General features: G+C 35.4%; 13 protein-coding genes and 1 pseudogene. 5 read left to right on the forward strand and 9 right to left on the reverse strand.

The window, feature by feature from the left end:
- The first annotated feature begins 134 nt into the window (after positions 1-134).
- The 3 genes from GNY06_RS12985 (at position 135) to GNY06_RS13830 (ending at position 1,726) form a co-directional block, all read left to right on the forward strand.
- The gene (locus GNY06_RS12985) at positions 135-635 is read left to right on the forward strand and encodes a YagU family protein (RefSeq protein WP_244614446.1); all 501 of its coding nucleotides are present in this window, start codon (positions 135-137) and stop codon (positions 633-635) included.
- A gap of 70 nt (positions 636-705) precedes the next feature.
- Positions 706-1,218 (forward strand): phage integrase SAM-like domain-containing protein, encoded by a 513-nt coding sequence (locus tag GNY06_RS13825; RefSeq protein ID WP_212995117.1) that lies wholly within the window; start codon positions 706-708, stop codon positions 1,216-1,218.
- 358 nt (positions 1,219-1,576) lie between these two features.
- Positions 1,577-1,726: a hypothetical protein gene (locus GNY06_RS13830; RefSeq protein ID WP_212995118.1), complete on the forward strand. Its 150-nt coding sequence runs from the start codon at positions 1,577-1,579 to the stop codon at positions 1,724-1,726.
- A gap of 229 nt (positions 1,727-1,955) precedes the next feature.
- On the opposite strand, the gene GNY06_RS12995 is transcribed toward GNY06_RS13830, so the two are convergent.
- The 8 genes from GNY06_RS12995 to GNY06_RS13030 form a co-directional block, all read right to left on the reverse strand.
- Positions 1,956-2,198 (reverse strand): hypothetical protein, encoded by a 243-nt coding sequence (locus tag GNY06_RS12995; protein WP_166520482.1) that lies wholly within the window; start codon positions 2,196-2,198, stop codon positions 1,956-1,958.
- Positions 2,199-2,380: 182 nt separating this feature from the next.
- Positions 2,381-2,950, reverse strand: a complete 570-nt coding sequence (locus tag GNY06_RS13000; protein ID WP_166520483.1) for a DUF4468 domain-containing protein — start codon at positions 2,948-2,950, stop codon at positions 2,381-2,383.
- 937 nt (positions 2,951-3,887) lie between these two features.
- Positions 3,888-4,739 (reverse strand): sugar phosphate isomerase/epimerase family protein, encoded by an 852-nt coding sequence (locus GNY06_RS13005; RefSeq protein ID WP_166520484.1) that lies wholly within the window; start codon positions 4,737-4,739, stop codon positions 3,888-3,890.
- Positions 4,740-4,880: 141 nt separating this feature from the next.
- Entirely contained in the window at positions 4,881-6,275 is a 1,395-nt protein-coding gene (locus GNY06_RS13010; protein WP_166520485.1) for a carbohydrate porin, read from the reverse strand.
- A 10-nt stretch (positions 6,276-6,285) separates the two neighbouring features.
- Positions 6,286-7,521, reverse strand: coding sequence for an L-fucose:H+ symporter permease (fucP, locus tag GNY06_RS13015; protein WP_166520486.1), 1,236 nt, complete (start codon positions 7,519-7,521; stop codon positions 6,286-6,288).
- A 17-nt stretch (positions 7,522-7,538) separates the two neighbouring features.
- Complete coding sequence (locus GNY06_RS13020; RefSeq protein WP_166520487.1) at positions 7,539-8,447, reverse strand: carbohydrate kinase family protein; 909 nt, start codon at positions 8,445-8,447, stop codon at positions 7,539-7,541.
- Positions 8,448-8,462: 15 nt separating this feature from the next.
- Positions 8,463-9,041, reverse strand: coding sequence for a hypothetical protein (locus GNY06_RS13025; RefSeq protein WP_166520488.1), 579 nt, complete (start codon positions 9,039-9,041; stop codon positions 8,463-8,465).
- A gap of 316 nt (positions 9,042-9,357) precedes the next feature.
- Entirely contained in the window at positions 9,358-10,128 is a 771-nt protein-coding gene (locus GNY06_RS13030) for a 4-hydroxy-tetrahydrodipicolinate reductase (protein ID WP_166520489.1), read from the reverse strand.
- Between the two features lie 275 nt (positions 10,129-10,403).
- Between GNY06_RS13030 and GNY06_RS13035 the strand changes: the two genes are divergently transcribed.
- Positions 10,404-12,248 (forward strand): chloride channel protein, encoded by a 1,845-nt coding sequence (locus tag GNY06_RS13035; protein WP_166520490.1) that lies wholly within the window; start codon positions 10,404-10,406, stop codon positions 12,246-12,248.
- A gap of 1,114 nt (positions 12,249-13,362) precedes the next feature.
- Positions 13,363-13,965, forward strand: a complete 603-nt coding sequence (locus tag GNY06_RS13040; protein ID WP_166520491.1) for a LysE family transporter — start codon at positions 13,363-13,365, stop codon at positions 13,963-13,965.
- A 681-nt stretch (positions 13,966-14,646) separates the two neighbouring features.
- Here the strand turns inward: GNY06_RS13040 and GNY06_RS15825 are convergent.
- Positions 14,647-14,759 (reverse strand): annotated as a pseudogene (locus tag GNY06_RS15825) (IS982 family transposase); the annotation flags it as partial.

Below are 14,759 nucleotides of genomic sequence, written 5' to 3' on the forward strand. Positions count from 1 at the left end.
GTCTCCTGTGAAATACAGAGAAAAGGAAAAACAGAAACTTGCTGTTATAAATTAACAGAAAATAAATTGGGTACAATATGAAAAATTGTCTAATTTTAAATCGTACTAAAAAAGGGAAGCCTACAATGAAAACTATGAAAGTGTCAAATTCTTCTTTTCCTCTATTAAAAGCTATATTTCTCGGTGGATTTTTATCTGCAATTGTAAAATTCGGATGGGAGATCCCCTTCCCTCCCAGAACCCCCGAAAGAGATGCTACCAATCCCCCGCAAAAGCTACTAGAGCAGTTGGGGATGTCTAAAGAATGGTCGCACTATACCTATCTATACAATGAAAATGATCGCCCTATTTTTAGTTTCATTATTCATTTTGGGTTTAGTTTTGTATGCGCCTGGCTTTATTATTGGATAGGCATGCGTTATAAATATATTAGTCTTTATAATGGTGCATTATATGGTATACTCGTGTATGTTGGATTCCACATAGTCATTATGCCTTTATTGGGTATTGTCCCCTCCCCTGGACGCCAACCCTGGCAAGAACATTTTTCGGAACTTTTCGGACATATTATATGGGCATGGTCTATAGATCTTATTCGGGTCTATGTACAAACTCCATCTTTTCTGAAAGTCTGACCTCATATCAAAAGACCACGATTCAATCCCAGTAAGATAATCCTAATTAATACGGCTGTAGCGTAGATTTATGGCCACATTCAAAGCAGAAGTACAAAATAAAAGAGCGGACCGAACTTACAACGTAAGAATAAGGATTACCCATAACCGTATAGTACGTCGTATTTCTACAAATATATTCATTACTGACGAAGATATAACCGGAAGCCTGAAAATAAAAAATAAGAAAATTATTGACTTATGCAATGATCTTATAAGCAAGTGCCGTAATGCTTTTAATGAAATGGGCTATAGAATCACCGCCTTATCCGCCGACGAATTAACGGAAGCTCTTAAAACCCATCTAAAAGGTGGTGATCTCTTTAAATTGAATTTTATAGCGTATATGACAACAAAAGCGGGAAGGATGAAAGAGAAAACGGGAAAAACTTATATTACAGCATCAAATGCGTTAAAGCGTTTTCTTAATAGAAGTACTTTAGATATATCCGAAATTGATATCCGCTTTCTGCAAAATTTCAAAAAATTCTTGGAAGAAGAACCAAGCCAGCGCGAAAATAATAGAAAAAAAGATAAAGGCTAGCGCGCGCAGTCTATGTATATAGGATATATTAGAGCCATTCACAACATGGCTAAGTTAGAATTTAACGACGGGGACAACGGAATTATCCGAATACCCCAATCTCCTTTTAAAAGATTTAAGATCCCCCTCAAAACCAAACCAGAAAAAGAGCTTTAACTGTTGAACAAATTCAAAAAATAATAAATTTACCCTATACCGGAGAAAAACGAAGAGATCTTGCTAAAGATTGCTTTATACTTTCTTTTGCGTTAATTGGTGCTAATTCGATAGATATATACACTTTCGATAAACTGAATAAAGAAGGTATATTAAAATATCATCGTCAAAAAACAACTGCCGCCGAGTTGATAAAGCAGAAATGTATTTAAAAGTAGAACAATGTATTTTACCTCTTATTGAAAAATACGAGGATGATAAAAAATTATTTCGATTTTATAAAAAGTATACTAATCCAGATACTTTCAATACTACCCTAAATGGTAGCCTTAAAGCTATAGGGCGTAGATAAACGCGGCTCGTCATTCCTGGGCTACTATCGCAAGGTCTGTGCCCGTTAATATAGACAAGGCTACCGTATCGGAATCTCTTAACCACGCACACAATAGCGTTACCGATATTTATATTAGCAGGGATTGGGAAGTAATATGGAACGCCAACAAAAAAGTATTAGATCTATTTGATTGGTCAGCGATTGGGTATGACTCATTATAAAAAAAATATTTTTACAAACAGTAATGTTATTGAAATTTTATTAATACCCTCTTACTGTTTCCTCCCTCTTCTTTTACTACTAATTGGTTGTTATTTATAACACCTTCGATTACATCGTTTATTTCAGTTTCACCGTCGGAGTCAATAAATTTTACAGAGAGTATATTTTTTTTGTAGATATAAGTACCTAGATTCCATCTATCATTTGAAGGACGTGCATCTTTCACAGTAATTTGATGTAAATACTTTCCTTCCTTTGTGAATTTCATATATAAAATTTCTCTATTATCTTGTCTTACTTCTTTCCATACCCTATTATTCCAAGATTATCTGTGTATGGATTATTGCTTGTTGTACTATCTTCGTTTCTTGAGCAGGAAGCGGCGATAAATAACGCTAAAAAGGATAAAATTAAATTTTTCATAGATTAATTATTTAATATGTTGGTTAATTACCATTCCGGTTTTTCGGAATTTAATATACCTCCTTTTTTTATAGTATCTTCAATAGAAGTTACAGACATATTTAATTTATCTACTAATTTATTAAAACTTTCTTCTTGCGCTTTTTTAGGCATACCGGAAGCCCTTTTATCAGTAATAGGATAATATTGAGTTATATTATATTCATAAGTACTGCCAGGATATGAAGAGCTATTAGGTATTATAGTAGAAGCACTCGCTATTATTCTCGCCCTGCCGTCTTTAATATCAACTCTGATAATATAATAAGCTTTAGTAGTCCATGCTCCAAGACTAAAAGACGTCAAGTTAGTATATAGACCCTTACCTATAATTAAGCCGTCGGTTTTATTGTCTGTTTGAATTACTGAATTTGCATCTCCATAAGACCTACTAAAATAAGATTTAACACGATTATATATTTCGTCTTTATCCCCTTCTGTACCTTCTACAACTTCTACAACTTTATATACTACCACGTTATTACCCTCAATAGTATATTTTTGAGCGGACACTTGAAGGGTGAATAACGCTAAAAAGAATAAAATTAAATTTTTCATACATGTGTCTTTATGTCTTTAAATTTTAAAAATTATATTCGTATTTAATCTTTTTTCAACCGTAAAGATTTGTAAAACACCATCAAAACTTACTTTATAATCTTGCCATTGCGGATTAAAGGAATAGAGAGTAAGCGTTCTGCTTTTAGTATCTACTTGTTATTTGTTTTATTAGGCTTCCTCCTTGGGACACAATATCAGACTACCTCCCTATAGACAACTAAATAGATATTTAAATTAGCGAAAGAACGTCTAAAATTAAACTCAATCTTGAAATTTAGCAATATAAGCCATCAAAGAACATCAGCTCCTTGAGTAATTAACAGTCCCATAAACCATCACTCTCCTCAGATGAATATTTGAGAACCTGCATTTATGGATATATTACCTCTCCCAATCCTCCAAATAGAGGTATTGATATATGATATCATATTCTATAATACAGAAAGAAAAAACAAATCGACAGGAAGCGTGAGATCCGATAAAAAAGTTATACAAAAAATAGGAAGCAAAATATATCGAAGTGCAAACTGACTTGAAAATTGATTGTTTTTGTGACACATCACAGTCTCAAGATTGAACCCACTGCTAATAGAGTGGGTTATTTTTATATTTAAACACAGAAAAAATAAGAATAATGCCAGCGAAGGATTTTTTTATTTCTAGCAAAAAATCCTTCAATATGTACAGATTCTTTTCCACCGGAAATAATACGGGAGAAGCCCTCATAAACATAAAAGAGCATATAGAATTTATTGTAAAGCAAGCGTTAAATATACGCATAAACAAAAGAAAATAATATTATGATATACAGAACTTGTTTTCAAAATATATTTTTTAATCTGTAGAAAATAAGAGCGAAGCCATCAACTTTTTCATCCTTCAGAACCTACTTATCATTAGTATATTATATTCTATAACGAGCATATCAAACAACTCAGGAGCCGTATCGCTCTACATATTTCCGCATAAAATGAAGACTCCCTATCGCAAGCTCTTCAGCCTGATATGGTGAGTCCTGCCACAAGGATACCATCTTTTGCATTCCAGGGATAGATGAAGAAAAATTCTCCAACACCAAATGCCCTTCAAAATCAATCTCTTTAAGAGCGGTAAAAAACTGATCCCAGTTGACCGTTCCCTCTCCCAGCATTCCTCTATGAGAATCAGTCATATGGACATGCTTGAGTCTTTTTCCAGCAAGAATTACAGGATGGTAAAAATCATTTTCCTCTATATTCATATGGAAAGTATCGAGATGAAGGAATAAATTCTCTTTAGTTGTTCTTTCTATAAGATCCAAAACATTTTGGGCCGTATTGCAAACATAAGATTCGTATCTATTCACTGGCTCAATTCCTATGTTAACACCTCTTGATTCGGCATAATCAGCAACTTCGCCCCATACTTCTACTATGATGGCCTTTTCAGACTCTGTGAGTATATGACCCGAAAATACCCCCAACCCCCCATGGAGAACACCTCCCAGAAAATTAATCCCCAAGTCTGAAGTTTTATCAATAGCCTGCTTGATTAAGGTTAGGGCCTGCTTGGGATAAAATGGAATATGTGCAGATTGAGGTAAATTTAAGGAACATACAGCATCTATATGATATTTTGCAAGCTGCTGCTTAACAGTTGCAGAATCAAAATCCATGCTGGGTGGCAGCAAGATTTCAATCAAATCAAAGCCAGCTTTTGCCGTTTTTTCTATAGCATATCTGCCAGCCTCCGGAGTCCATATAGGTGTAATCCAAGAGAGTAACGAGGCACCAAATTTTACTTTCATTCGTTTTTTTAGTCTAATTTTTAAAGAGTTTTATTGATATATTTCCAAGGTAAAATAAAAATTTCGCCCTCGGGTTATCCAATTTTTTATCAAGCTCTGCACAGGATTGTATTTACAAGTCCTGTGCTAAAGCATCATGGATTAGAAGAGCCACCATTCGGATCTGACGCCTAAATATACTCCATATCTCTTTTCTCCGGCTTGCATCAAGAAAGGAGAATAGAGTGTGTGCATAGCCTGATCATTGTATCGCGCTACTTCCGCTATTAAACGGATATGAGGCCTTGCCCACACACTACGCTCAGCAGTAGGTACAATCGTAGGTGCCACCGCTAGCTTTACCATAGAAGCGGCATCCTGGTTGCCATCTTTTCTCATCGCATAGTGTACCTCTGCTAGGATATGGAACCAGTCATTAAAATAATAAGTAGCCCTCAGACCGGTATTAAATTCTGATTTTTTATTAAAAATCTCTCTTTTATAATAATCCCGTGCCTTATTGTTACTATCGGCGCCCCCTTTACTGAGCGTGAAAATAGCATACGGATTCAGCGACCACCTCTTTGATACATTCCATAAAAGGTGCTCCACTAAGCTAAAAGAATAGGCTCCTTTATACGTGTAATCTTCTTGATGGGGCGCTCCAAAAGTTCTCCAAGTCTGAGAATTACCGCTTTCTCCCCCATTGGCAATCCGTGCACCATAACGCACAGCAAACTGATTAAAAGATCCTGGCAAGTTGGTTTTTAATTTGGTACTGAGTTTCGCACCCAATACCCAGCCCCAGTCGGAAGGATATTTCTCTACTGCATGCCTGCCTGATTTATCTACATTATGAAATTCGGCGAGTAGCTTAAGTGTATGCTGATTTTTAAACGGGATAAGCTGCTCCAGGATAAAAACTTCACGCTGCCTGTAGACTAAACTCTTCATACCGCTGATGATATTGGTATAGGAATAGGGGGTAGAATTGCTGGCTGCGGTATCTATGGCTGCAGGAAAGAACATGGAAAATTGGGTATTTTTATAACGTGCTCCCCAACCGGTAGAGGAATGGTCATCAAAATAAAATAGATCTGCTACATGTACATCGTCGGAGCGCAAAAATCTGGATCCTGCCCACACATCCCAATTGCTTCCCATAATATTTCTCGCTTCTATAAAAGCTTCCGGAAGGGCCACCACCATACCATTGGTGGATTTAGTATCTACATTTCCCAGAAAAGTTCCCCCGGAAGCAAAGCTCAATCTCGCCTGCATATAAACTTGGGTAGTGTCTTTTCCGATCACAGGTGTAAATTGTATGGCGGGTAAAAATTCTACGTAATCGTTTTGATCTAATCTTCCACCGAGTGAGCCTTGGTTATTCAAATTAAGTTGTTTTCCGGTATTACCATCACTATTAGGGGAATAAGCGGCTCCCATCCTCCCGGTGCTACCAAGAGAGACTTTTTTATTGGTAATCATTTGCGCTTTTACATGCTGACTACTGATAAAAAATATTAGAAGCCAAAAAAAAGTAATTTTAGATTTCATGTAATTCGATTTATATGGTTTTAGGTCTATAATATTTTATACCGAAGGCTAAAATCACCATATAGCAAAGTATAGGTATAAGATAAGCCTTTGCTATATCGATCTCTGCAATTTTACCCATAATCGGAGGGAATACAGCACCCCCAAACATCGCCATGACCAAAAACGAAGAAGCCTGTTGAGTTTTTGAGCCCAGCTTTTTCAACCCTAAACTAAAAATAGTCGGATACATGACGCTTAGAAATAAATTTAACATCATCAGACTCATAAAAGAAACCCAGCCCAGGCTTTGTGAAATGATTAAGCATAATATCACATTACACAAAGTAAAACTCACCAATAACTTATTGGGAGCAATATATCGCATTAAGAAGGTACCCAGAAAGCGCCCTATCATCATCATCGCCATACTTAGGGAAAAGTAATAGGAGGCCTGGCTTTCATGCAGGTGCATTTTTTCAACACCATAATTAATAAAATAAGCCCAGGTGCCTCCTTGCGCTGCGATATTAAAAAATTGGGCGATCACAGCCGCAACAAAGTGTCTTTGTCTCCATAAAGGAGCATGAGGGTTAATATCGGTTTCAGCATTTGCCTCAATATCTGAATTTTCTCCTGCATGTGGATCTTTTAAATCGGGGACTTTTACCCAGAAAAAAATAAGGGCGATAATAAGCACTATACACCCAATCCACATATAAAGGTTCTTCACGCCAGCTAAGGCTCCTTCTTCCATACTCGATGTATTTCCAAAAATAAAAAAGCCCCCCAACAATGGTCCAATAATGGCTCCTAATCCATTAAATGATTGCGCAAAATTAACCCGCTGATCACTGGTTCTCTCATCTCCGAGGGCTGCGACAAAAGGATGTGCTACGGTCTCCAGCGTAGCCATACCGAGTGCTAAAACAAACAAAGCTATTCTAAAGAAGGTGAAAGAAGAATTGTTGGCAGCAGGAATGAAAAGGAAAGATCCTAAGGAAAAAAATGATAAACCGAGTATTACACCCAATTTATAACCGTACTTTTTCATAAAAATTCCTGCGGGAATCCCCATTAAGGCATAAGCTCCAAAGATAGATAACTGCACCAATCCAGATTGCGATTTAGAAATATGAAGCACATTCTGAAAATGTTTATTCAGTACATCTCCCATCGTAAGGGCTATTGCCCAAAAGAAAAACAAAGAGGTTACAAAGGTTAAAACAATATAATATTTCTTATCTGTAAATTTTGGGGTATTCATAGTAAATATTTAACAAGTTATAAGGACACACACGATCTCGAATCGCGAAAGGTTCTGAATTGCTCATAGTGATAATCTGGACAGGCACCAAATTGAGAGGTAACGAAAGCTCCCAAGGCTACCGCCTGTCTCATAATGGTTTCCGGTTTTTCTCCTATCAGACGTTTAGAGAGAAAACCTGCTAGAAAGGCATCTCCACTGCCTACAGTATCCCCAATTTCAACAGGCACTGCCGAAAAATCATATTTTTGATCTCCTATGAAATACTTGGCTCCCTTACTTCCCTTAGTAAGAATTACCTCATGAATCCCAAAATATTGCTGAATAAAGCTGACCCCAGCTTCTTCTGTAGTATAAGTTTGATCAAAAAATTCGAGAATTTTACGCAATTCCGATTTATTCATTTTTACAAGATCTGTTTGGTGTAAAAGTGCTTTAATGGTTTCTAAATCGATAAAAGGGGGTCTAAAATTAACGTCGAACACTCTAAACTTTGCATGCTTCAGTAAATGGAAGAGCGTTTCTCTGGTTTTTAGATTACGCGCACATAAGCTTCCAAATACGAATGCTTCGGCACCGGCTATTAGCTCTTGGTGTTGATCCATAATTTCAATATAATCCCACGCTACATCTTTAATAATTTCATAATGGGCTTCGTTGTTTTCATCAAAATTAGCCACTACAGTACTGGTGGGTTTTTCTTTATCTATTTGAATGTATTCAGTCGTAATGCCCCATTCTCTGATCTGATCGATTAATTTTTTACCCAACTCGTCATGCCCTACTTTACTGAGCATTTTCGCATCACATCCCATTCGTGAAATATGATACGCTACATTAAAAGGTGCACCCCCAGCTCGAGCATCATCTGGGAAGATATCCCATAAAGTTTCTCCAAAACAGACTGCATATGGATGATTTTTCATATATTAAGATTTAATTTACTTTAAAAAATTATGATTTAAATAAAACGAATAAAACCCATCAGAAGTATGTCCTCTTAACTTTCGAACCCTATAATCAAAGCGACCCAATAGCCTGTTTATTATGGTGATAATGTTAGTGTTCTCTAAACTATAATCATTATGGAAAGGTGAAGATGGGTGAAATGAATCTTTCTTGTTTTGTACCGCCTTTCTGTGTATTTTTTGCTTTACAAAGCAGCAGGTTATGCTTATACTATTGTTATATTTCTGGGTAAATGTATTTTTAAAGCTACTCCTATTTTTAGAGATGTTTTCAAAAACGAACTGTTGTCCTCTGTCTAAATCCTGGGGTTTAGTTTCTGAGGGGAAGCGAAAAGGGGGAAGAAAGACTTGGGTCTTTATTACTCCCCCCTGTAAAGGTTTTTGAATCCCCAACATAGAGGTGTCCGGTTTAGGAAAATAGTTAGTTTCTCTTGTTCTTTTTTGAGTTTCGTGATGGAGAATCTGAACCTGCTTTTTCTTTACTGTAGATAAAGCTCTCGATTTGAAACCGCCTGTAGACCGTATGGTATCTTGTATAGAAGTAACACTCATGTATACGATTTATACTACAAATATAAAATTGAAGATCAATCTTAAAAAATGCATTTTATTGAAGGCTAATCTAAAAAAAAGAGTAAATTTGCAGCCTTTCAGCCTCAACAGCAGCACTCGGCTAAACACCTGTGATCATGATAATTAAACAAGGGTAAATATTTTTATATTAACTAAATGTTATGTTAATGTTTCTGATTTGTTAACTCAGCCTTTTAAAATAGGATCATCATTTTGTTAAAAAAAAATAAAAAATGATGCATATCATATCAAAATATAGATATATTGCTGCTTATTTACCTTCTAATATTCCAAATTAAGACAATACTCCCTCTGCTTCTCTAAGAAAATAAGGACGTAGGATATCCTCAAAATTATAAAAACCCTTTTGTTTGTTTTTAAGATGACTGGCTGCAAACAAGGCTCCACTACCGAAAGCTTCTCTCGAAATGGACTCATGAACCAAACGGACAGTTTGATAAGGGAAACCAAAAATAACTTCATGTTTACCTACAATTCCGCCAGCCCTTACGGAGTTAATATTCTCAGTCTTGAGATCCAGTGCTTTTGCTATTTTAATTGCCGTTCCAGATACCCCTGATTTTGCTTTAAAATGTTCTTCTATCACTTCAATATCTACTTCTGGAGCGATACTCTTTAGGAGGGTTGCCACAAATAATAAATAATTAACCCCTAGGGTTATATTGGGCGACCAAAAGACGGTAGTACTTTTTGATAAATCTTTTAATAGTTTAATCTCATCATTATGGTAATGAGATATCGCAGAGATAATTTTAATTCCCCTTTCTGCAGCAGGCTTTCCATATTGATAGATACTTTTTTTAGTGGAAAAATCGATGATAATATCTACAGGAGCTTCTTGAAGTAATGTTGTGATATCTGTATTTTGCTGAGAATAAATCATACCTTTATCGGGAACGTCCAGTCCTAAGAAGTCTTTTACCGAACCTTTTTCCATTACCTTTCTACCTCTTAATACCCATTCTAAGGAAAAGCGGGTGTCTTGTAATATAACATTCGCCACTGCTTTTCCTGCTTTACCAAATCCAACTAGACCTATTTTCATAATATTTTCTTTAAAGTTATTAAGGATATAATAAATTAATAATACCCTATTAATTTTTAGTATTTATCGTTTTATAACGACCATATTACATAAAACATTAAATAAATAATATTTTATCCTCTTCAATCAATGAGGTAAGTTACAAAAAAAAATAAAATTGCTTCGAAAGTGTCCTAGTATGGGCAAAAGCTTTAAAAGCTCAATCTATTTAAATTGAGTACTTTTGTGAGATGAATAAGCTAGACTTAGTTGTTTTTTTCTATAATTAGGTATCAATGAAGATAAATGGTAAGAAGAAGTATATAACTTTTTTAAAATTCAAGCGGGATTTCCAAAAGTATGGTTTAGAAAAGGCACGCAGTTACGAACTGATACTACATTGGTTAAAAAATAGACTTAGCAGATCTCAATTTCTTATACTATCAGGTATTCTTGTCGGTTGTACGGCAGGCCTTGCGGGTGTACTGCTCAAAACTTTAGTCCATAGCATTCATTTTTTTATTACTAATAAGGTCCACTTTGAATACCAGATCCTCTTCTACGTAGTCTTTCCTTTTTTAGGGATCGTGCTCACCACCATGGTGGTACTAACGCTTTTTAAGGGTCAGGATAGAAAGGGAATAGGCTCTATTCTTTACGAAATTGCTCAAAATTCGAGCATAGTTTCTTCGGTAAAGATGTATTCTCAAATTATACAAAGCGCTATTACCGTAGGTCTAGGTGGATCGGCAGGTCTGGAAAGCCCTATAGCGGTAACGGGTGCCGCTATAGGTTCTAATTACGCTCAGACCTATCAATTAAGCTATAAAGAGCTAACGCTGTTATTAGCCGCTGGGGCAACAGCCGGCATTGCTTCCGCCTTTAATGCACCCATAGCGGGAATTATGTTTGCTTTTGAAATCTTACTTACAGGTGTCGTTTTTACAGATTTCATACCTCTGGTAGTCGCTGCAGTATGTGGAAGCCTTTTATCCCGTATATTACTTCAAGAAGATATTTTATTTCGTTTTTATACCAGAGAGGATTTTAATTATAAAAATCTACCTTATTATTTTATTTTAGGAATTATAACGGGTTTATATGCCCGCTATTTTGTAGTGATGTCACAAAAGGTCGAACATTTTATAAAAGGACTGAACATGTCCCTATTGCGCAAAGCGATGTTGGGAGGGGCCGTTCTCTCATTACTGTGCGTCCTATTTCCCCCTTTGTTTGGAGAAGGTTACGATACCATAAAATCTTTTACCAATGGTAATGTACACTCTATTATTGAGAATAGTTTTTTCAGATATTTTGATATTGGGCAGTGGAGCATTGTTTTATTTTTAATTTTGATTCTGCTCTTAAAGGCTTTTGCCACTCCTTTCACCATCTTTAGCGGTGGAAATGGGGGAAATTTTGCCCCCTCCCTTTTCGCTGGAGGAAGCCTTGGATATCTTTTTGCCCTTCTATGTCAGCAAATTGGTTTTGAACAAGCACCTGTTACCAACTTAGTATTGGTAGGAATGGCCGGCGCGATGAGTGGTGTTTTATATGCGCCACTAACCGCAATATTTCTGATTGCAGAGTCCAGCTTCGGGTACGACCTCTTTATCCCTCTTATGATTGTTTCGGTCATTTCTTACCTGATTGCAAAATGGTTTTCTCCTATATCTCCAGAACTAAAAATTTTAGCAGAGCAAGGAAAAATTTTCACTCATAAACATGATAAAAATTTATTATTCCGATTAAAAACTGCCCACTTTTTGGATTTACAGTCCGAAGTAATTTCTGAAAACGCATCGCTCAAGGAATTGTTTGAACTTGTTAAAAATGGGAGAAAAAATATCTTTGCTGTTATCAATGATCATAAAACCTTAAAAGGCATTCTCACTTTGGATGATATTAGACCCTATCTGTTTAGCGATCATAATGAGGAGATTATCATGAAAAATATTATGAAAGCTCCTCCCGGAATTATTCGTCTATCTGACCAGCCTTTGGATATTCTACAGATGTTTGATAACACTGAAACTTGGAATTTACCCGTGGTGGATAATGATAATATGTTCTTAGGCTTTATTTCTAAATCTTCTATATTACTCAGCTATCGAGAACTTTTAAAGACTTACTCTGAATAGCCACTAGCATCAATATTAAAAGATGCTAGTCTTTTGGAATAAACGGACCCTATAAGCAAAAGACTCTCTTGCTCCAGACTCTGAATATGAAAAAACACTCCATTTAGCTAGTCGTTGGGTAAATGTAAAGAGGAGGGATTACACAATCTTATAAGACCTCTATTTTTAATGTCTGTATTAATATTGCAGAAGTAATCAGTAAAACTAGAAAGCTTTTTTTGTGCGCTCATTTCTTAAAATACAAAGCCGTGATCACCCAACCTAAACTACCTCCCACTGCTGAAAAAACACAATAAGTCCCGACAATTCATTCCTACTTTCGGTAGGAATGAAGCTAATATAAACCAACAAATAGCGATTGGCAAGTCCTTAACACCTTTAATGATTTGGATATTCCGAACTGCCATTGCACTTACAAAATAAGGATTCCTACTAAATTCAGGAGAATGGCAAAGACAGAATAATTTAAGAATAAGAGAGCTTTAAAAAAATTATACCCTATGCATTTATTCCAAAAAAACGAAATTGGAAAATATATTTACCTATATGAATACCCTCATATTCATAGATAAACTATGACACAGCTAAGCCCATCTCTCCCTTCCCGCCTTTTGTATTTTTTTAAGAAAGCAACTCAAATTACTTTTACCGAGTTTGTGAAGCATTGCCAAATCCGTAAAACCTGTCTCATGATGACACAAGACAAGACCATATCAGAATACTGCCAAAGTTTTGGTTTTAATAATATTTTGGTGTTTTAATAAATATACCGGAAAAACACGCTCTTATTTCCTTTCGAAGTTGTGGGTATATTAAAGGATTATAGGGATTAATTTAGCATTGCTCGCCAATTGAACAACGACGAAAACCATTAGCAACTAATTCTTTTAACGCTCTTTATTTTTATAATCATTGATGAAATGGCTATACCTCTAATCCAGTAAGACTAGATGTATATTTTTATTCAATTACCCACTCATTTTCTTTCACTCTTACACAAGTTTTTCCACTTTTTTTTACATTTGTCGACTTTTTTGTAAGGCTCAGCTCGTTTGATTTTGGGCTTCATCATCCTGAGAAAAAGAATTTTATAATGAATCAAAACAAATAAGAAATGCTATTTAATATTCTGATTTTACATCTACTGGCTCTTATATCCCCTGGACCAGATTTCCTCTACGTGGCTGCCACAGTGCTAAACAGTACTAAGAAAGAACAACTAAAGGTAGTATTGGGTATTACCACCGGAATCGTATTTTGGTCATTAGTTTCACTCTTAGGTCTAAGTTTAATGATACAAAAATTTGCATGGTTTATCCCCGTCTTATCTATATTAGGAGGCGCCTATCTATTGTATCTAGCTATCCAAATATATAAGTCGAGAAAAGAAAAACTAGGAGAGCAATCCAAAATAAAGATTTCTTTTTGGGGCGGTGTGATCACCAATCCCAAGGCTATTATTTACTTCTCAAGTATATTCTCTATCTATGCTTCCAAAAACAATCTCCAGCGTAATCTAGTCTTACTCATCTTAATGTGGAGCTTATCTTTTTTTTGGTTTTTATTTTTATCCATATTACTATCGCATAAAAAAAACATCCATCTGTATCAAAAGAAAAAAATCTGTATTGATACTATTATATCGTTGGCTTTATTGATATTGCCTTCAATATTAATCATAAACCAAACATTCTTATTATATGAAAAATATTATTGAAACTGAAGTTATTTCAGAGAAAAACATGCTAGATCTTATCTTTGGAGAAGCTCAATGACTGAGAATAAAATCTCCTTATAGCAAATCAAGCGCAACAACATTATCCGAAAGAATAATGAAAAATATGAAGATTGGCTATTATGAAATGCTCCCCAAATAGGTAGAATAAGTATGGCTTATTTTGAATCTATAAATAACAAAGAAAGATAGCAAGCTTCATTGGAAAAAAAATAGGCTGGATTGCCCAGAATTTTTGAAGAAGGATCCGCTGCTGAACCTCACCAAGATGTTTTCTTAAGAGATACTCCTGAGATATATACAGCTTTCCTATTATAGACCAACTAAGCTTTAATATATACCTACAGGTCCCAGAGGCAGGTGGAGAAATAGAGATCTGGAACGGGAAAGCAAGTGATCAAGAATTCGAAAAATACAAATATTCAGACCTAGCGATCTCTACGGTATGGATAGAAAACGAATGCCAACTCCCGATATCCCCTACAAGCCTATTAAGAGGAGATATACTGCTCTTTAATCCTAAATATATATGCGGTAGCCAAAAACATAAAAGGAAATAGATGATCAATCTCATCTTTCATAGGATTTACCAACCCAAAAAACAAAGTTTTATTATAAATCTAAACACTTATACTTTAATAATATAGTCAACCCGTGGTGCATTTAAGCAATACGAGTTTTTAAGTTGTTAATATTTCTATTGTTTAGTTTATTAATGCATTGTATAACAGTCATTGCCATTATCTTAGATAATATTCTGTTCTTAAAGCCATCAA

This window comes from Elizabethkingia argenteiflava, assembly GCF_009904105.1.
GTDB lineage: Bacteria > Bacteroidota > Bacteroidia > Flavobacteriales > Weeksellaceae > Elizabethkingia > Elizabethkingia argenteiflava.